The sequence below is a fragment of the Bradyrhizobium septentrionale genome (assembly GCF_011516645.4).
Taxonomy (GTDB): Bacteria; Pseudomonadota; Alphaproteobacteria; order Rhizobiales; family Xanthobacteraceae; genus Bradyrhizobium; species Bradyrhizobium septentrionale.
Window position 1 is genome coordinate 3,078,439 of sequence record NZ_CP088285.1, and the last position, 18,555, is coordinate 3,096,993.

At 64.4% G+C, this 18,555-nt stretch carries 13 protein-coding genes; 6 read left to right on the forward strand and 7 right to left on the reverse strand.

Translation table 11 applies throughout. From position 1 onward, the window contains the following. Positions 1 to 43 precede the first annotated feature (43 nt). Positions 44 to 1,579 carry a murein biosynthesis integral membrane protein MurJ gene (murJ, locus tag HAP48_RS16380; protein WP_166212640.1) on the reverse strand — a complete coding sequence of 512 codons (1,536 nt, stop codon included), beginning with the start codon at positions 1,577 to 1,579 and terminating at the stop codon, positions 44 to 46. Positions 1,580 to 1,840: 261 nt separating this feature from the next. Between murJ and HAP48_RS16385 the strand changes: the two genes are divergently transcribed. Continuing rightward, entirely contained in the window at positions 1,841 to 2,842 is a 1,002-nt protein-coding gene (locus HAP48_RS16385) for an adenosine kinase (protein WP_166212636.1), read from the forward strand. A 128-nt stretch (positions 2,843 to 2,970) separates the two neighbouring features. Here the strand turns inward: HAP48_RS16385 and HAP48_RS16390 are convergent, their stop codons facing one another. Together HAP48_RS16390 and HAP48_RS16395 are read right to left on the reverse strand one after the other, a co-directional pair. Beyond that, positions 2,971 to 4,665 (reverse strand): AMP-binding protein, encoded by a 1,695-nt coding sequence (locus HAP48_RS16390; protein WP_166212633.1) that lies wholly within the window; start codon positions 4,663 to 4,665, stop codon positions 2,971 to 2,973. Positions 4,666 to 4,842: 177 nt separating this feature from the next. Then, complete coding sequence (locus HAP48_RS16395; protein WP_166212630.1) at positions 4,843 to 6,036, reverse strand: serine hydrolase domain-containing protein; 1,194 nt, start codon at positions 6,034 to 6,036, stop codon at positions 4,843 to 4,845. 347 nt (positions 6,037 to 6,383) lie between these two features. Here HAP48_RS16395 and HAP48_RS16400 point away from each other — a divergent pair, with 347 nt between their 5' ends. Then, positions 6,384 to 6,707 carry a hypothetical protein gene (locus tag HAP48_RS16400; RefSeq protein WP_166212627.1) on the forward strand — a complete coding sequence of 108 codons (324 nt, stop codon included), beginning with the start codon at positions 6,384 to 6,386 and terminating at the stop codon, positions 6,705 to 6,707. A gap of 170 nt (positions 6,708 to 6,877) precedes the next feature. Further along, positions 6,878 to 8,371 (forward strand): NAD-dependent succinate-semialdehyde dehydrogenase, encoded by a 1,494-nt coding sequence (locus tag HAP48_RS16405; RefSeq protein WP_166212624.1) that lies wholly within the window; start codon positions 6,878 to 6,880, stop codon positions 8,369 to 8,371. Positions 8,372 to 8,466: 95 nt separating this feature from the next. On the opposite strand, the gene HAP48_RS16410 is transcribed toward HAP48_RS16405, so the two are convergent. Beyond that, positions 8,467 to 10,071: a sensor domain-containing diguanylate cyclase gene (locus HAP48_RS16410; protein ID WP_166212621.1), complete on the reverse strand. Its 1,605-nt coding sequence runs from the start codon at positions 10,069 to 10,071 to the stop codon at positions 8,467 to 8,469. Positions 10,072 to 10,267: 196 nt separating this feature from the next. Then, positions 10,268 to 11,167, reverse strand: a complete 900-nt coding sequence (locus HAP48_RS16415) for an amino acid ABC transporter substrate-binding protein (protein WP_166212616.1) — start codon at positions 11,165 to 11,167, stop codon at positions 10,268 to 10,270. 205 nt (positions 11,168 to 11,372) lie between these two features. Between HAP48_RS16415 and HAP48_RS16420 the strand changes: the two genes are divergently transcribed. From HAP48_RS16420 to HAP48_RS16430, 3 genes are all read left to right on the forward strand, one after another. Beyond that, on the forward strand, positions 11,373 to 12,005 hold the full coding sequence (locus tag HAP48_RS16420; protein WP_234622363.1) for a GntR family transcriptional regulator: 633 nt from the start codon (positions 11,373 to 11,375) through the stop codon (positions 12,003 to 12,005). A gap of 57 nt (positions 12,006 to 12,062) precedes the next feature. Beyond that, positions 12,063 to 13,433, forward strand: a complete 1,371-nt coding sequence (locus HAP48_RS16425) for an NAD(P)/FAD-dependent oxidoreductase (RefSeq protein ID WP_166212610.1) — start codon at positions 12,063 to 12,065, stop codon at positions 13,431 to 13,433. Positions 13,434 to 13,561: 128 nt separating this feature from the next. Continuing rightward, entirely contained in the window at positions 13,562 to 14,650 is a 1,089-nt protein-coding gene (locus HAP48_RS16430; RefSeq protein WP_210292854.1) for an ISAs1 family transposase, read from the forward strand. 164 nt (positions 14,651 to 14,814) lie between these two features. Here HAP48_RS16430 and HAP48_RS16435 read toward each other — a convergent pair whose 3' ends face one another. Both HAP48_RS16435 and HAP48_RS16440 read right to left on the reverse strand, forming a co-directional pair. Further along, positions 14,815 to 16,968 (reverse strand): SLC26A/SulP transporter family protein, encoded by a 2,154-nt coding sequence (locus HAP48_RS16435; protein WP_166216337.1) that lies wholly within the window; start codon positions 16,966 to 16,968, stop codon positions 14,815 to 14,817. A 221-nt stretch (positions 16,969 to 17,189) separates the two neighbouring features. Next, positions 17,190 to 18,548, reverse strand: a complete 1,359-nt coding sequence (locus HAP48_RS16440; protein ID WP_166212607.1) for a hypothetical protein — start codon at positions 18,546 to 18,548, stop codon at positions 17,190 to 17,192. Positions 18,549 to 18,555 lie beyond the last annotated feature (7 nt).

Genomic DNA, 18,555 nt, shown 5'->3' on the forward strand with positions numbered 1-18,555 from the left:
GGCTTTGCGGCGTCGTTTGCCATTTAAGCCCCGCGTGCGCAAGTCAGGCGGGGCGCCTTTGCCTGACGGCGTTAACCGCCTCGCGCCAGCCGGTGACGCCGAAAAGCTGCAAGAACAGCCCGTAACCGGCGATGCCGGCCGCAATCAGCGTGAGGAGGGCGGCCGCCTGCACGAAACCGTGGCTGCCCGCCGGCAGGGCACCCGCCGCGAGCCAGAGTAGGACGCCCATCGCGAGCGCCGCGGCGAGGATGCGCGGCAGCCGGCGGCGCGCATCGGCGTCGATCGAGAAGCCGAAGCTCGCGGCGCCCTTGCGGATCAGGGACAGCGCATTGCTCCAGGCGCCGAGCGCAATGCCTGCGGCAATTCCGCTCGCCCCGAAGATATGGCCGAGCAGGAAGGCGGCGGTGATCGCGACCACGATGGCCTTCAGTGTCGCGAATAGCGGCGTCAGCGTGTCCTCGCGCGCGAAAAACGCCGGCGACAGCGCCTTGACCAGCACATGCGCCGGCAGCGCTAGCGTCAGCCAGATCAGGGCCTGCGCGGTGGCCGCGGTGTCCTCTGCGGTGAATGCGCCATGCTCGAACAGCATCCGCACGATCGGGCCGCTCAGCAGCATCAGGCCGAGCGTCGCCGGCAGCGTCAGCCCGGCGGCAAGCTCGAGCGCGCGCGATTCCGCACGCGCGATTGCGCTGGATTCGCCGCTGCGTACGGCGCGCGTCATCTCCGGGATCAGCACGCTGCCCATGGCGACGCCGACAATGCCGAGCGGCAGCTCGAGCAGGCGGTTGGCGAAATAGAGCCAGGACACCGCCGACGGCGAGGTCGATGCGATGACCGCGCCGGCTACTATGAGCCATTGCGGCGCGCTGCTCGCGACCATGCCGGGGATCGCGCGGCCGAGAAAGCCGCGCATCTCCGGATCGAAGGAGATGCGGAGCGGTGAGGCGAGGCTTGCGCCGCGCAGCGCCAGCATCGAGAGCTGCAGCAAGCCGGCAACGCCGATGGTTGCCGCCATCACCAGCGCAGCCTGCACGGCCTCCTGCTGCCGCAGCAACAGCACGGCCATCACTGAAATCAGCGCGATGTTGAACAACAGCGGCGAGAACGCGGTCAGCACAAAGCGGCCCTCGGCGTTGAGCAGCGCCATCATCACGGTGACGGGACCGGCGAAGGCGAGATAGGGCAGCATCAGCCTGGCGTTGTCGACGGCGAATTGCAGCGTGTCGCGGCCGACGAAACCCGGCGCGATCGCCGCGATCACCAGCGGCATCACCACGCCGATCACGAGCGCGGCCACGATCACGGCGGCGCTGACGGTGCCGAGCACGCGGCCGGCGAAGGCGCGCGCCGCCGCGTCGCCGTCACGGTCGCGAACCTTGAGCCAGGCAGGCACCAGCGCAGCATTCAGCCCGCCCTCGGACAACAGCCGCCGCACCACATTGACCAGCTGAAACGCCGCCAGGAACGCATCCGCCACCGGCCCCGCGCCAAGCAGCGCCGCGATCACGGAATCGCGCACGAAGCCGAGCAGTCGTGAGGCCAGCGTTCCCGAGGAGACGGTGAGGAAGGAGCGGAACATGGGGTCTGTATAGCAGTCGCACGATTGGCTGCCAGCGCTACTGCACTAAACCCGTCATCCTGAGGTGCGAGCCTTGCGGCGCAATTGCGTCGCTGGGCGAGCCTCGAAGGATGAATCGGCCTGGACTGTGGCCGTGCATCCTTCGAGGCTCGCTCCGCTCGCACCTTCAGGGTGACGGAACATGGAGCCCTGCTTGCTGCCCCGAGGCCTAACGTGATAGGTCGCGGCTCTTGTTGGGTGGCGTTAACACAGGGCAGGTCTATGGCTGACGCAAAATATGACGTTCTCGGGATCGGCAATGCGATCTTCGACGTGCTGGTGCAGACCGATGAGGGGTTCCTTGCCCGTCACGGCATGACCAAGGGCTCGATGCAGCTGATCGATGAAGCGCGCGCCACCGCGATCTACAGCGACATGGGGGTGGCGACCGAGGTGTCGGGCGGCTCGGCTGCGAACACCATCGTCGGCGTCGGCAATCTCGGCGCCCGCGCCGCCTATGTCGGCAAGGTCAAGGACGACCAGATCGGCCGGCTCTATATCCACGACATCCGCGCCGCCGGCGTCGCCTTCGACACCGCCCCGGCCAAGGCCGGTCCGGCCACCGGCTGTTGCTACATCCTGGTGACGCCGGACGGCGAGCGCACCATGAACACCTATCTCGGCGCCGCGCAGGACCTGACGCCCGACGACATCGATCCGGCGCAGATCGCTTCTGCCAGCATCATCTATCTCGAAGGCTATCTCTGGGATCCGAAGAACGCCAAGGACGCCTTCGTCAAGGCGGCGACCATCGCGCATGGCGCCGGACGCCAGGTCGCGCTGACGCTGTCGGATTCGTTCTGCGTCGACCGCTACCGCGACGAATTCCTCGACCTGATGCGCAAGGGCATTGTCGACCTGGTGTTCTCCAACGAGTCCGAGTTGCACTCGCTCTACCAGACCGCTGACTTCGACACTGCGCTGAAGCAGTTCGGCAAGGATACCAAGCTCGGCGTCGTGACGCGCAGCGAGAAGGGCTGTGTTGTCGTGTCGAAGGATGGCGTCGTGTCGGCGCCGGCCTATCCGATCGACAGGCTGGTCGACACCACCGGCGCCGGCGACCTGTTCGCCGCCGGCTTCCTGGTCGGCCTCGTTCGCAATGTCGGCCATGAGAATGCCGGCCGCCTCGGCGCACTCGCCGCCGCCGAAGTGATCCAGCACATCGGCGCCCGGCCGCTGGTGTCGCTGAAGGATCTGGCGAAAGGGAAGGGGCTGTTGGTGTAGGGCCGGACCTCTCCACCCGTCATGGCCGGGCTTGACCCGGCCATCCACGTCTTTCTTGCCGTGGAAACCAAGACGTGGATGCCCGGGTCAAGCCCGGGCATGACGATGTTGAGATAGGGCGCTCGCCTTTAAGCCGTCTTCGCAGCCTTCAATCCCAGCCGCTTCTCCACCGCATCGCGCATCACGAATTTCTGGATCTTCCCGGTCACCGTCATCGGGAATTCCTCGACGAATTCGACGTAGCGCGGGATCTTGTTGTGGGCGATCTGGCCATGGCAGAAGGCGCGGACTTCGTCGGCAGTCAGCGTCTCGCCTTGGCGGACCCTGACCCAGGCGCACAGTTCCTCGCCATAGCGCTGGTCAGCGACGCCGAAGATCTGGACGTCCTGGATCTTCGGATGGCGGTAGAGGAATTCCTCGATCTCGCGCGGATAGAGGTTCTCGCCGCCGCGGATCACCATGTCCTTGATGCGGCCAACGATGTTGCAATAGCCCTCATCGTCGATCACGGCGAGATCGCCGGTGTGCATCCAGCCATTGGCGTCGAGCACGTCTGACGTTTTTTCCTTCTCGTCCCAATAGCCGAGCATGATGCTGTAGCCGCGGGTGCAGAGCTCGCCGCGTCCGCCGCGCGGCACCACCTTGCCGTCGAGATCGACGACCTTGACCTCGACATGCGGATGGATGCGGCCGACGGTGGAGACGCGGCGCTCCAGCGGATCGTCGGTCGCGCTCTGGAAGCTCACCGGGCTGGTTTCGGTCATGCCGTAGGCGATCGTCACCTCGCGCATGTTCATCTCGGTGTTGACGCGCTTCATCACCTCGATCGGGCAGGGCGCGCCGGCCATGATGCCGGTGCGCAGCGACGACAGGTCGAAGCGCGAAAATTCCGGATGGTCGAGCTCGGCGATGAACATGGTCGGCACGCCGTACAGCGTCGTGCATTTTTCCTGCGCGACCGTCGCAAGCGTCGCCAGCGGGTCAAAGCCTTCGCCGGGATAGACCATGGTGGTGCCGAGCGTGACCGAGGCAAGATTGCCCATCACCATGCCGAAGCAGTGATAGAGCGGCACCGGAATGCAGATGCGGTCCTGCTCGGTCAGGCGCATGGCGCGGCCGGTGAAGTAGCCGTTGTTGAGGATGTTGTGATGGGTCAGTGTCACGCCCTTCGGCGAGCCGGTGGTGCCGCTGGTGAATTGAATGTTGACCGGATCGTCGAACTGCAGGCTGTCGCCGAGCGCGGCAAGCTGCTCGCGATGGCGCTCGCCGCCCATTTGCGACACCTGCTCGAACGGAATGGTGGCTGATGCTGCCGGTCCGCCGATCTGGATCACGGCGCGCAATTGCGGTAGCCGCGCCGATCGCAAATGCCCTGGCTCTGCGCTCGCAAGCTCGGGTAGCAGGGTGTTCAGCATCTCCATATAAGCCGAGGTCTTGAACGCGGTCGCGGTCACGATCGCGGCGCAGCCGACCTTGCCGAGCGCGAATTCGAGCTCGCTCAGCCGATAGGCCGGATTGATGGTGACGAGGATCAGTCCGGCTTTCGCGGCGGCGAATTGCGTCAGCGTCCATTCCGGCCGGTTCAGCGACCAGATGCCGATCCGCTCGCCGCGTTGCAGCCCGAGCGCGAGGAAGCCGGCCGCTAAGGCCTCGACGCGCTCGGCGAAGTCGTTCCAGGTCCAGCGGACATTGTGGCTGGGCGAGACCAGCGCCTCGCGGTCGCCCCAGCGCGCCCGTGCGCGGTCGAGGCTGCGGCCGATGGTTTCACCGAGCAGCGGCGTATCGTAAATGCCGCAGACATAGCTGTCTGCCTTGGGTGCCAAGATTTTGGGTACCGAGATCCCGGGTGCCAAGATCGTCCTCCTCGTGGTCGTGTTCGTGTCGCCGCGCTTTTTCCGCGATCTTAGTCGTTTGATGTCGGCAGGACAGGCCCGATCTATGGCGGACGTGAAAAATCCCTCCCCGCGAGGGGAGGGATGTCTCGCTGCTTGATCGGAACCTTAAGCCGCCCGCTGCCCGCTGCCGGCGTCGAGCCCGGCATAGATGCCCTTCTCGAAGCCTGCGAAGGCTTCCAGGCTGTGCTTGTCGGCGAACGGCAGCAGTTGAGTCAGGATCACGCCGCAGACGTCGCGCGACGGATCGATCCAGTAGTAGGTGTTGGCGAGACCCGCCCAAGCGAGGCTGCCGGGGCTGCGGCCTTCCGGCGTCTTGGCGGTGTTGATCAGGAAGCTCAACCCCCACTTCTTCACCTGATCGGGATAGAGGTCGACGTCGTTGGTGTAGGGCGGCGCCGCCGTCGTCATCTTGACGACATTGATGTCGCCCATCTGGTTCTGCCCCATGGCCGCGACGGTCTCGGCCTTCAGCAGCTGGTTGCCGTTGCCTTTGCCCTTGTTGAGGATCATCTGGCAGAACTTGATGTAGTCGGCCGCGGTCGAATACAGCCCGCCGCCACCCATGTGGAATTCAGGGTTCTGCTCGAGCTCGAACGGGATTGCCGCCAGCGCGCCGTCCTCGCCGCGCGCATGCATGCCGACCAGCCGCTTGCGCATGTCGTCCGATATCTTGAAGCCGGTTTCGCTCATGCCGAGCGGCGCGAACATGTGGTCGCGCAAATACGCATCGAGCTTCTTGCCGGATGCGGCTTCCACGGCCTTGCCGACGAAGTCGATATTGATGCCGTATTCCCAGCGTGTGCCGGGCTCGTTGGCGAGCGGCGTCTTCAGCGCGGCATTGAGGCACGAGATGATCCCGGGCGTGCCGGTCTTTTCCATGTATTTGCCCATGTCGGCGTTCCACAGGTCGTAGCAGAAGCCGGCGGTGTGGGTCATGAGTTGGCGCAGCGTGATCGGCGTTTTCGCCGGCCGCAGCTTTGGCTCGCCCTTGGCGTCGAAGCCTTCCAGCACCTGTGGTGCGGCGAGATCGGGCAGCAGCTTGCCGATCGGCTCATCAAGCGAGAGTTTGCCCTGCTCGACCAGTTGCATCGCGCCCGCGCAGGTCACCGCCTTGGTCATCGAGGCGATCCAGAACACGCTGTCCGCCGTCATGGGATCGCTCTTGGAGAGGTCGCGGTTGCCGAACGCGCCCTGGTAGATCACGTCCTTGCCTGTGGCCGCGATAGCGACGACGCCGGGAATCTCCTTTGCCTCGCTCTTCTGACGCAATACCTGATCGATCTGAGCCTTGCTTTGCATTGGGGGCTTCCTCCGGTGGGGTTTATTGTTTTGAAGTGGGCGGATCATCCTCCCGCTTTTCCGCTCCCGCAAGGCGGGCGCGATGCGATGATGTCGCGATGTCGTGAAGGCCGGATGGCAGGAACGGTCCTGCTCAGCGGATGTTCACCACGCGCGCAGATTTTGCGGTGGACTCCGCGCAAGTCCGGGTGACCTCTGGGGCGGGCCACGGTAACGTGATCGACAAATTGATTTTCGCACGTGATTTTTTGCAATAACGCATTCAGATCGTTGCACAAACGGTGCGACGGATTGGGATGGATTTGACGAAAAGATTCGTCATTTCCCGCCTTGCGGGGACGCAGCAAATGATTTCGACATGGAGTGAATGGAAGCGCTACCCGCGGCCGGGCCGCGGAGAGAACATCGAGGCGCCGATCAGCCCGGGACTTTATGAAGTCCGCTACGCGGGTACCGGCGCCCTGCACTCATTCGAGGCAGTCGAGAACGTCGCACAGGCGCTGGCGCTGCTGCTGACCGGCGCCAAATCCTGGTTCGGCCGCCGCGATGCGCGGGCGCAGGCCGACCTCGAATACCGCACCTGTGCAACCTCGAGCAAGGCGGATGCCAAGGCCGCCGCCGAGCGCATGATCGGCCGCCGCGAGACCTATATGTCCGGCGGCGCGCTCTGATCGCGCGCAACGCCGCGTAAATCAGCGCCAGCCCTCCCTATTCCTCGAAGCAGGGTCGCTCCCGCCGCCGGTGCATCGCGGCGCGTTCCGGCCTATATAGGCCGCGAATACCCCCAAGAGAAAATCCCGGGAAATTCGAGTAAATCCAAGGAAATTCGAGGAGTAACGTCATGACCCCGCCCGTTGCCGCACGCGCCACGCAATCCGCAGCCTCCCTCCAGGACCGCCTGAAAGATCCGTCGCTGCTGCGCGACCGCTGCTACATCGACGGCGCCTGGGTCGGCACGCCAGAATTTGCCGTCAACAATCCGGCCACCGGCGCCGAACTGATCAAGATCCCGCAGCTCAGCGCCGATGATGCGACCCGCGCCGTCGAGGCCGCCGAGCGCGCATTCCCGGCCTGGGCCAAGCTGACCGCCAAGCAGCGCTCCAACATCTTGCGCAAATGGTTCGACCTGATCATCGCCAACCGCGAGGACCTCGCGCTGATCCTGACCTCCGAGCAGGGCAAACCGCTCGCCGAGGCGCTCGGTGAAGTCGATATCGGCGCGGCCTATGTCGAATTCTTCGCGGAGGAAGCCCGCCGCGTCTATGGCGAGACCATCCCGACCCAGCGTCCGGATGCCCGCCTGCTCGCGATCCGGCAGCCGATCGGCGTCTGTGGCGCCATCACGCCGTGGAATTTCCCGAACTCGATGATCACGCGAAAAGTCTCGCCGGCGCTGGCCGCGGGTTGCACGGTGGTGCTGAAGCCCGCCAACGAGACGCCGCTGTCGGCGCTCGCGCTGGCTGTGCTGGCCGAGAAGGCCGGCGTGCCCAAGGGTGTGCTCAACATCGTCACCGGTGATGCGCCGCCGATCGGCAAGGTGCTGTGCGAACATCCGGCGGTGCGCTTCGTCGGCTTCACGGGTTCGACCAACGTCGGCAAGATCCTGTACCGGCAGGCGTCGGTCGGCGTGAAGAAGCTCGGCCTCGAGCTCGGCGGCAACGCGCCCTTCGTGGTGTTCGACGATGCCGATATCGATGCTGCCGTCGAAGGCGCCATCGTCTCGAAGTATCGCAACATGGGCCAGACCTGCGTCTGCGCCAATCGCATCTACGCCCAGGACAAGATCTACGATCAGTTCGTCGAGAAGCTGTCGAAGAAGGTCGCGGCGATGAAGATCGGTGACGGCACCGAGCAAGGCGTAACCCAGGGCCCGCTGATCAACATGAAAGCGATCGAGAAGGTCGAGCGCCATATTGCCGATGCCGTGAAGGGCGGCGCCAAGATCGTGACCGGCGGCAAGCGCTCGTCGCTCGGCCGCAGCTTCTTCGAGCCGACCGTGCTGTCGGATGTGCGGCCCGACGCGCTTGTTGCGCAGGAGGAAACCTTCGGTCCGCTCGCACCGGTGATCCGCTTCAAGGAAGAAGCCGACGTGATCGCGATGTGCAACGCCTCGCCGTTCGGCCTCGCTTCCTACTTCTATTCGCGCGACATCGGCCGCGTCTGGCGCGTCGCCGAAGCGCTGGAGTCGGGCATGGTCGGCGTCAACTCCGGCCTGATCACGACCGAGGTCGCACCGTTCGGCGGTGTCAAGGAAAGCGGCCTCGGCCGCGAAGGCTCGCGCCACGGCATGGATGAATATGTCGAGATCAAATACGTGATGATGGCGGGAGTCTAACCCTTGTAACCCTTGCCGATCCGTCGTCCGGCGATTGTCGGGCGACGGAACTGCGACGTGATCGCGGCTCTCTCCGATGATTTCTGGACGCGATGCTACTCCGCCGCCAGCCCTGGTGGCGCTGGCGGCGTCCAGCATACGCAGCAATTCCGCCCTTGCGCCTTCGCCTGATACAGCGCCTGGTCGGCGGCGCTCATCAGAGCTTCCGTGCCGGCCATGCTGAGCGAGGCTTCGGCGATCCCGATGCTCGCCGTGATCTGGAACGGTGCATCACGCACGCGCAGCGTCTGGGAGGCGATGCGCTTGCGGACGCGCTCCGCAACGATCCTGGCGCGCGACAGATTCGTCTCCGGCAGCACGATGGCGAACTCCTCGCCGCCGACCCGGCCGACAATGTCGGATTTCCGCTTGCCGTGCAGGCAGGCGCTGACCATCGCCTTGATCGCCTCGTCGCCGATGGCGTGGCCATAGCGGTCGTTGACGTCCTTGAAGTGATCGATGTCGACCGTCAGAACCGACATCGCGCGGTGGTAGCGCTGGAAACGGCTCCACTCGGCATCCAGCGTGAACAGGAACTGCCTCCTGTTGAACAGACCGGTGAGCGGATCGGTGGTCGCGAGCCGCTCGAGCTGCTCCGCATTCCGGATCAAATCGGTGACGTCGTAATAGGTGATCATGCGGCCGCCACCGGCCATGGTGGTGCAATGCGCCCGGAGGCGGCGGCCGTCGGGGGTCTGCAGCTCGCGGACATGATCGCCTGCCTTGACCTCGGCGATCCGTTTGCTCGCAAAGCCCATGAGCTCTCTCGGCGATGCATCCGGATCGACCGCCCGCCGCGCGCGGGTGATCAACGAGGCATAGGTCGGGCGCGCCGCCGCCTCCTGCTCGTCGATCTCCCAGAACAGCCGCACTTTTTGATTCATGAATGTCGCCCTGAGCTCGCTGTCGAGCAGCAGCACGCCGTCCTGCACGGTTTCCAGCGCGTCGCGCAGTGCCTTCAACTCATCCGACTGACGGACGATATCGGTGACCTCCATGTAGCTCAGCATCCGGCTGCCGTCGGGCAACGGCGTGCATTGCATGCGGATGACGTCGCCCTTGCTGCGACGCAGATCGAGCTGAAAACTCTCGTTCCGCGCGACGCGCTCGATGCGCTCGGCGACATAGGCTTCGATCCGGTCTGCCGGTATGTCATAGGCGCCGGTATCTCGCCCGTGGAAGATCAGTTCGGCAAAGGATGGATGCCGGTCGGCGACCGCATCCGACAGCGCCCACATCCGCCGGAACGCCTGGTTGATGAAACGGGCATTCAGCCTCGGGTCGAGCAGAACGATGCCGAGCGGCACTTGATCGAGCGCCGCCCGCAGGGCCAGCATCTGGCGGCGCACGACCTGATCTCCGCCATGCTCGCCTGATGCCTTCTCATTCGACGCGGCGGTGTCGGCGGCCTGCTGCAGTTCGAAAACGACCCCGATCTGCTTTTCGGATTGCCAGGTCCGCCTGCAGGCGAGCACCGCGCTTTCGCTGGCGATCGAGAGCTGGAAGTGCTCGGGAATCCCGAGCCCGCTTTCCAGTTCGATGGTCGCGCCATCGTCGGTGATCCGGCGCACCACGCAATCGATCGCGGATTGGCCGAAGTTGAAGATGACCTTGGCGGCGAGCAGCGTGCGGCCGCGGATTTTGAGATTGGGTACGGACATGGCGGCGTTTCCCAATGAGGAGCCGCTATTCGAAACTCACAGATGTTACAATGGCCCGAGGTTTCTTCTTGGGAGTTCGGTTCCTGCCTAACATGCGGTTGACGGGAACCGGTGATTTCGCCGCAACAGTGCCGTGTTCGCGGGACGCGTCATTGCGAGACTGACCGGCTCCGTTCGGCCGCCGGATGGAGTGCCCTCACACGCCCTTGTCGTTCGGATTGGCGACCGCGTCCTTCAGCGGCGCGGTCATCGGGAAATTCAGGTTCACGTTCTTCGGCGGGATCGGCTGCGTGAACCATTTTGCGTAGAGCTGCTGGAATTCGTTGCTCTTCATCATGGCGACCAGCGTCTTGTCGACCAGCGCCTTGAACTCCGGATCGCCCTTGCGGATGATCAGCCCGTAGGGCTCGGTGCGCAGGCTGTCGTCGATGATGCGCCAGTTTGCGGGGTTGGGGCTGCCCGCGATCAGGCTGGCGAGCAGGATGTCATCCATCACGAAGGCATCGCTGCGCCCGGTGGTCAGTGCGAGGAACGAGGCGGCATGATCCGGCGTCAGGATATTCTTGGTCTGAAAGGTCTTCGCCTGGGCGCGCGCGCTCAACAGCCCGATCGAGGTCGAGCCTGAGGTCAGCGAGACCGGCCGGCCGGCGAGATCCTCGAAGCTCTTGATCGGCGCGTCCTTCTGCACCACCGCGCGGATGCTCGACACGAAAATCGTGGTGCTGAAGGCCACCACCTTCTGCCGCTCCAGCGTGTTGGTGGCGGGACCGCAGACGATGTCGATGGTGCCGTTCTCGATCAGCGGGATCTGGGTCGAGAGTTGGATCGGCTGCAGCCTGGTCTGCAGCGCGGGCAGCTTGAGCTCGTCCTTCACCGCCTCGACGATCCGCGCGCAGAGGTCCATGGCGAAGCCGACTGGCTTCTGGTTGTCGTCGAGATAGGAGAACGGGACCGAGACGTCGCGGTGGCCGAGCCGGATCTCGCCGGCGTCGCGGATCTTGGCCAGCGTGCCGCCGGCCGACTGGGCCTGTGCCGGGGCGGATACCGCAATTGAAAGAAAAGCTATGCAGATCAATTGCTTGAAGGTCTGATTCATCAGGTGGGTCTCGATCGTCGGCAGCATTGGATACGATAAGGCCAGATTTTATACATGGCATTGCATAATCGGCAAATCGATTTTATACAATCGTGACCCGGTCGGATATCATGGCCGGGTCACCCAGCGAGAGAGCAGCCGGATGGAACCTGCAACCGCAACAAGCCCTCGAGCGGCCGGACCGCACGGTTCCGCGCCGGATACCGTGCGCGAAGCGCTGCGGGCTGCGATCAGCTCGGGCGAGCTCGCGCCCGGATTGCAGCTGCGTCAGGACGAACTCGCCGCCCGGTTCGGGACCAGCCGCATCCCGGTGCGCGAGGCGTTGCGCCAGCTCGAGGCCGAGGGCTTTGTCACGTTCCTGCCCAACCGCGGCGCGGTCGTCTCCGACCTGTCGGTCGACGAGGTGATCGAGCTGCTCGAGATCCGGATCGCGCTCGAATGTCATGCGTTGCGTTTGGCGATCCCCGCAATGGGCGAGATCGATCTCGAGCAGGCGACGAAAATCCTGCGCGCCTACGACACCGAACCTGATCCGGCGCAATGGGGCGCCTTCAACTGGAAATTCCACGCCACACTCTACGCGCCGTGCAATCGCCCGCGCCTGCTCTCAATGATCGAGGCGAATTACGGCCATGTCGGCCGCTTCACGCGGGCGCTGGTGTCGCAAGCGACCGGCAAGGAACGTCCGCAACGCGAGCATTACAAGTTGCTCGAATTCTGCCGCGACGGCGAGGCCAAGAAGGCCGTCCGGCTGCTGCGCGAGCATATCGAGGAAACGCAGAAGACGCTGCGCTCGGCGCAGCGTCAGGCGTTGCGCGATGCGGGCAGCTTCACCTGATCGCTGGGACAATTTGAATCATCGCAGGTCCCGCTGCGGGCCTTTGGGAGACTCCGCGTGAAGACCAATGACGTCGAAATCCTGGTGATCGGTGCGGGTATTGTCGGCATCGCCACGGCCTATTACCTCGCGGTCGAGCACAAGCGCGCGCGTCTGCTCATCGTCGACGAGGGCCAGCCGATGGCATTGACCTCGGCGCAGTCGGGCGAGAATTACCGCAACTGGTGGCCGCACCCGACGATGGCCGACTTTACCAATCACTCCACCGACCTGATGGAGGAGATCGCGCGCCGCAGCGGCAACCGCATCCACATGACGCGGCGCGGATATCTCCTGGTCACGCGCGAGGAGAGACCTGAAGAATTGCTGCAGCAATTACACGCCGGCTATGGCGAGCAGGCCGCAAAGCTGATCCGCATGCATGAAGGATCGAGTAGCGGCTATGTGCCGCCGCATTCGGCCGACTGGCACAGCGCGCCCGATGGTGTCGACGTCCTGCAGGGGCGCAATTTGATTCAGGCGCATTACCCGACCTTCGACAAGGAGGTCGCGACCGCGCTGCACATCCGCCGTGCCGGCGACATCAGTGGCCAGCAGCTCGGCCAGTATATGCTGGAGACCATGCGGCCGCTTGGTGCGCAATTCCAGCAGGCAAAAGTCGTCGGCATTGCGAAAACCGATCGCTTTGCCGTCGATGTGCTGGCCGATGGCGCGAGACGAACCATCAAGGCCGATATCATCGTCAATGCGGCCGGCCCGTTTGCCGCGCATGTGGCGGCGATGCATGGCGAGCAGCTTCCGATCGTCAACGTGCTGCAGCAGAAGATCGCGTTCGCCGACCGCAACCGCGCGGTCGATCGCAAAATGCCGTTTGCGATCGATCTCGACGGCCAGACCCTGGCCTGGTCCGATGACGAGCGCGAGGCGCTTGCAGCTGCGCCGGAATTTTCGCGCCTGCTGCAGCCGATGCCGGGCAGCATCCATTGCCGGCCCGACGGCGGCGATAACGGCGAGTGGATCAAGCTCGGCTGGGCCTTCAATGCCGAGCAGACCACGGAGCCGGTCCGCGAGCCGGAGCTGAATCCCTATTTTCCCGAGGTGGTGCTGCGCGCGGCGAGCCGGCTGCAGCCACGGCTCGCGCACTATCTCGGCGCGCTGCCGCGCGACCGCGTGCATTATGGCGGCTACTATCCGATGGCGAAGGAGAACTGGCCGCTGATCGGGGCGGCCAAGACACCAGGCGTGTTCCTGGCCACCGCGCTGTCCGGCTACGGCACGATGGGCGCCTGCGCCACCGGCGATCTCTGTGCCCGCGCCGTCGTCGGCGCGCCCGTGCCGGCCTTCGCCCGCAGCCTTTCGCTCGCGCGCTACCAGGACAAGGCGCTGATGGACGAACTCGCGGCGAGCGAAAGCCGGGGATTGCTGTAGCGCATCCGCATGCTCGCTGCACCTCTCCCGCTTGCGGGCAGGGGAATCGCATATGGATTTTTCTTGTGTTGAGGCTGAATAGGGATTCTTGAGGGAGGCAGTTTTTCGAAGGAGAAACGGCCATCTGCCTGGAAACCTGTTTTGGATCGGTTCCCGACCCCCGAGCCGGAAACGCGACGCATCGGTTGGGCGACCTGATCGTGATGATGGTCGCCGCGAGCCTGTGCGGGGCCGCGACAGCAACCGAATTTGCGTTGTTCGCGGAGACCCGCAGGGCTGTGCTGTCTCGCCTGATCGATTACGACGTGGCCCCCAGCCACGATACTTTCTCGCGGCTTTTGCGGCTGCTGGATCCGCGGGCGTTCGAGCAGGCTTTTGCGTCGTTTGCCGCGGGTTTTGCCCGGGCGCTCGGCGAATCCAGCGGCACGACTGTGGCCACGCCAGACGAGGTGGTCGCGCTCGACGGCAAGGCCTTGCGGCGCGCCTATGAACAAGGCCAGCAGGCCTATCCGCCGCTGACGGTCTCGGCCTTCGCCACGCAAACCCGGCTTTGCCTTGCGGCCGCGTCGCCGACGGCGGCCGAGAACGAGATTGAGGCCGCCCTGAAGGTGATCGCGCTGATTGATCTGACTGACAAGATCGTCACGGCCGACGCGCTGCATTGCCATCGCCGGATGGCCGAGGCGGTCGTCGAACAGAATGCGGACTATGTGCTGGCGCTGAAAGGCAACCGTGGTCACTGGCACAAGGAAGCCGAGAGCCTGCTGGCACGAGCGCCCTCGCCACCGGTTGTCGAGCAGACGGAACGCGGTCATGGCCGCGACGAATGGCGGAAAGCTGAGGTGGTGCCGGTCGAGACCGCGCTGATGCCCGGCCATGCCGCCATCATCCGGATCACTTCCCGGCGTGATCGGTCCGAGCCGCTGACGCGCTTGTTCATGACCTCGCGCGTGTTCTCGCCGCAGCAGGCCCTCGACATCACGCGAGCCCATTGGCAGGTCGAGAACGGCCTGCACTGGATGCTTGATGTTCATCTCGCCGAGGATATGAACCGAGCTCGCAAGGACCACGCACCTGCCAACATCGCCATCCTCAAGCGAATCGCAAAAAATATCCTGCAGATGACCGACCCGCCGAAGGTCCCTATCAGCCACCGCATCAAAAAATGCGCATGGAACGACGACTACCTCCTCAAAGCCCTGGCCCATATGCGATAGCCCTGCGCTTGCGGGGGAGGTCGCATCGCGTCGAAGGCGCGGTGCGGGTGGGGGCTCTCTCCACTGGGCGACTCGTGGTGAAACCCCCACCCGAACCCTCCCCGCGAGCGAGAGAGGGAGCCGAGTCCCGCCGTGGCCGGCAGCGAAACTCGCCAGGTCACTCGCTATCTTCGCAGCACCGCGATGGTGCGGTTGGCGAAGGTTAGCCGTTCCGCCATCACTGACACGAAATAGGTCAGGAGCTTGTGGCTGAGCTCAGAGTCCTCGTCGCGGATCGCCGCGAACTGGTGGGTGTTCAGCACATAGAGCACGCTTGCCGTCTCGGCCTGGATGGTCGCGCTGCGCGGGGTGTGCGCGACGAGGCCCATCTCGCCGATCGTGGTGTAGCGGCCGAGGCTGCGCACCCGCGTGGTGCGGCCGTCCTCGGCCGGCACCATGATGCCGAGGCGGCCATCGAGGATGAAGTGCATGGAATCGGCGGCGTCGCCGGCGTGCACGATGATCTCGCCGGCGTCGACCTCGATGCGCTGGCAGCGCCGGATCAGCGTGTCGGCGTCGTCCTGGCTGTCGAGCATCGCCGTGAACCAGCCGCGCAGATCGGCTTCCTCCTGTGCAAGCTCTTGGTGTTGTCCGATGATCTGGTTCTCGCTCCACTCCAGCGCGCGATCGAGCTCGTCGATCATGGTAACGCCCTCGGTGATGAAATCGCTGGAGCGCAGCACCTGCTCGGCCTTGGCCGTGAGATGCACCAGCACCAGTTCGACGCCGACCTCATGCGCGCTGCGCTTGATCTGCGCAAAGCTGTAGGCCGCCGATGAATCGATGCCGGTGACGAGCTTGAAGTCGAACAGCAGATAGCGGCACTCCGGGTGCTCGCGCAGCAGCGTCTTGACGTGCTGGTACAGTCGGTTGGCGGAGCCGAAGAACAAATAGCTCTGCAGGGTCACCCCCTGGATCTTGCCGCCATGGGCCAGCAATACCTCCTGGTCGTCGCGCGAGCGATCCAGTGAGCTGCGATATTCCGAGCCGTCAAAGCCGTATTTAATCGCCTCGACCCGCGCCGCGCTGAGCGCAAAGGTGGCGCAGCCGATGATGACGCCGATCAGGATGCCGGGCACGAATCCCCAGGCCACGATGATGACGATGATCGCCAGCAGCGACACATATTCGGTCTGCGACAGCCGTTTGCGCGATTCGATCATCCATTTGTGCAGCTGGTCGGCGCCGAGATAGAGCAGCAGCCCGCCGAGCACGAATTTCGGCATGTAGCCGAGCAGCTGCGGCGCCACCGCCAGCATCAGAAGCGAGATGGCCGCAACCGTCAGCCCCGACAGCCGGCCCCGCCCGCCGCTGGAGAAATTGAGGATCGAGCGGCTCACCGAGATGCAGCCGGCATAGCCGGCCAGCGCGCCGGTCAGGATGTTGGCGAAGCCGGTGATGTTGAGCTCGCGCTCGAGATTGGCCTCGCGATGCACCGCGACCTCGATGCCGGTGGTGTTGAACAATGTGCTCGCCGCCGTGACGAAGACGACGGCGATCAGGTTGCCGAGCAGGTCCGGCACTGTTGACCACGGATAATGCCCAAGCTCGGCCATGTGCCACGGCAGCATGAAGGTCGATGCCGGCGGCGGCGCGAAGGTCCAGCCGGTCAGATGCGCTTCCTCGGGCGTGAGCCCGATGATCCAGAACGCGAGATGCGCCGCGATCACGCCGCCGACCAGGATGATCGGCAGGCCAAACGGTGTGCGCGAGCGATGCCAGGTCAGATACAACACCAGCGCCATCGCGCAGGCGGCGCTGAGCTCGGAAATCGTGATCACATTCGTGAAGCGGAACAGGGTGTCGTGCTGCACGGGGTAACCGGTAATCACCCTGACCGCACCCAGCACAATCAACAGGCCGGTCGCGCCGAGGAAGCCGCCGACCACGGGATAGGGGACGTAGCGGATCGCGCGGCCCATCCGCGTCAGGCCGAGGCCGCACAGCGTCAGGCCGGTGATGATGGTCGAGAGTCCGAGCGTGATCAGCGCGGGCCCGAGCAGCGGCGCCGCCGGATTGGCGGCACCGATGCGCTCGACCAGCGAGGCCATCAGGATTCCCGTCACCGCGGCGGTGGAGGTGTCGGGGCCGCCGACTGCGAACGGCAGCGAGCTGCCAAGCGCAATGAATGTCGCGAGCACGGCCGAGGAGATGAAAGTCGCCGCGACGCCGTACGACAGATAGGGCGACAATGGCCCGGCGAAGATCAATAGCGCGTAGGACAGGCCGAACGTGATGCCGAGCACACTGGCCGCGCTCCCGCCGAGCACGTCGTGCATGGCCCGCCGCGCCCGCGAGCCGTAATAAGCCGATCGACCAATCACGTTGAAGAATATCCTGAAATTTCGCGGTCAGTCGTAGACGAGCGCGGCGCAGGACGACAGCAGTTTTTTGTGACGACGGGTTCCTAACGCGCGCACGCGAAAGCCCGGCGGCTGCATTGCCGTGGCTATCGTGGAAGATCAGTGCGTGGCCTATCGGGCGCGAAGCAACCTGCGCTTCATTGCCGATAGCGCGCTTTGATGCGCCTGGCCGAGGGCCCGAGCAGCGCTGACAAGGGCGTCCTCACTTTTTCCGGCACCAAAAGCCAGAGGTCGCGCGCCCTGCCTGTGAGAAGGCGAGGCGGCGGCGGTGGCGAACGGAGCTCGATCGGTGCGGTGAGAGGCAAATGCGGGGTCACTGCCGACCAGCTCTGTTGTTGCGCATCGATACGCACCAGCGCGAATGTCGGCCGCCGCTCGCGCGGTGGACCAAGCGTGCTGGCTTGCTCGATCGCCTCGTCGATGTCGCTGACAAATCGGTGGTAGCCGTACGCGCCGCCTAGAATGACGTCGTGATAGGCGCGATCGACCATTTTTTGCAGGCTAGGCACGTCGGCGAGCCGCTTCAGCACGTCATCCAGATTCCTGTAGTCCTTCCGGAGCGGAATGTAGTGTTCGTCGGGCTTGATCACGTTGGAGTAGGATCCCTCGAACAACACCAGCCCGGTCTTCAGTCCAATCGCCTCGAAGATCTTCGGGCTCATCTGGCCCATGCTGACATTGTTTTCATGCGGAGCGACGACGCGCCGGTAAAGCTCGTCATCGCTGAGATCCGGCTGCTCCTTCGCCATCGCCAGGACACCGCTGCGAATATCACCCCATGCGTCCATGATATTGGCGCCACTCTCGGTCCCGAGCATGGCTCTCGTGTCTGTCATGAAGGTGAACCAGGCGGAGCCGTTGACCCGCTTGTCTTCCTCCCATTCGATGTCGTGGGGGACATTCCGAGCGGCGCATTCAGCCTTCATCCGCTGCGCGATGGTGGATTTTTCGAATCCCAATTGCCCGTACCAGATCGGCAGCCTTCTTCCACGGTAAGCGAGCCAGAGGCGTCGTTCCGCCAGCGGCGTGGCCAACTCGAACGGCAGTTCGTCGGGAACATAGCCCGTCAGGCAGGATCTGAACCTCACGTTCGGCAGTTCGTCGGGCGGATAGAACTTTTCGACAAACGGTTTGGGCACGGTCGTGAAGATCGTGTCGACGCCGAGCTTCCTGATCAAGGCGCACGCCTTCCGCGGCATGTCGTATTCGTCCTGGATCAGCAGCACCTTGGGTCCGCTGAACCTGGACACCAGTTCTACGAACGAGGGCGACATCGTTTCGAACGGCATGCGCACCGAAAAATGAATGACAAGCGCATCGAACAATTCGAGTGGAAAGTCGGCCTTGCAATCGAACGTCGCGGCGGCATAGGCCACGTCATGCCTCGAATGGCGCTGGATCGCCATCAGGTGCTGACGGACGAATTCGGTGGCCAGGGCATTCGGGTCGTAGAGAACGAGAATGCTGTGCGATCTGGTCTGAATGACGCTATGCATCGGCGGC

Coding starts and splice junctions, on each gene's coding strand:
- murJ (WP_166212640.1), bottom strand. CDS start 1,579: ATGTTCCGCTCCTTCCTCACCGTCTCCTCGGGAACGCTGGCCTCACGA.
- HAP48_RS16385 (WP_166212636.1), top strand. CDS start 1,841: ATGGCTGACGCAAAATATGACGTTCTCGGGATCGGCAATGCGATCTTC.
- HAP48_RS16395 (WP_166212630.1), bottom strand. CDS start 6,036: ATGCAAAGCAAGGCTCAGATCGATCAGGTATTGCGTCAGAAGAGCGAG.
- HAP48_RS16400 (WP_166212627.1), top strand. CDS start 6,384: ATGATTTCGACATGGAGTGAATGGAAGCGCTACCCGCGGCCGGGCCGC.
- HAP48_RS16405 (WP_166212624.1), top strand. CDS start 6,878: ATGACCCCGCCCGTTGCCGCACGCGCCACGCAATCCGCAGCCTCCCTC.
- HAP48_RS16410 (WP_166212621.1), bottom strand. CDS start 10,071: ATGTCCGTACCCAATCTCAAAATCCGCGGCCGCACGCTGCTCGCCGCC.
- HAP48_RS16415 (WP_166212616.1), bottom strand. CDS start 11,167: ATGAATCAGACCTTCAAGCAATTGATCTGCATAGCTTTTCTTTCAATT.
- HAP48_RS16435 (WP_166216337.1), bottom strand. CDS start 16,968: ATGCACGACGTGCTCGGCGGGAGCGCGGCCAGTGTGCTCGGCATCACG.
- HAP48_RS16440 (WP_166212607.1), bottom strand. CDS start 18,548: ATGCATAGCGTCATTCAGACCAGATCGCACAGCATTCTCGTTCTCTAC.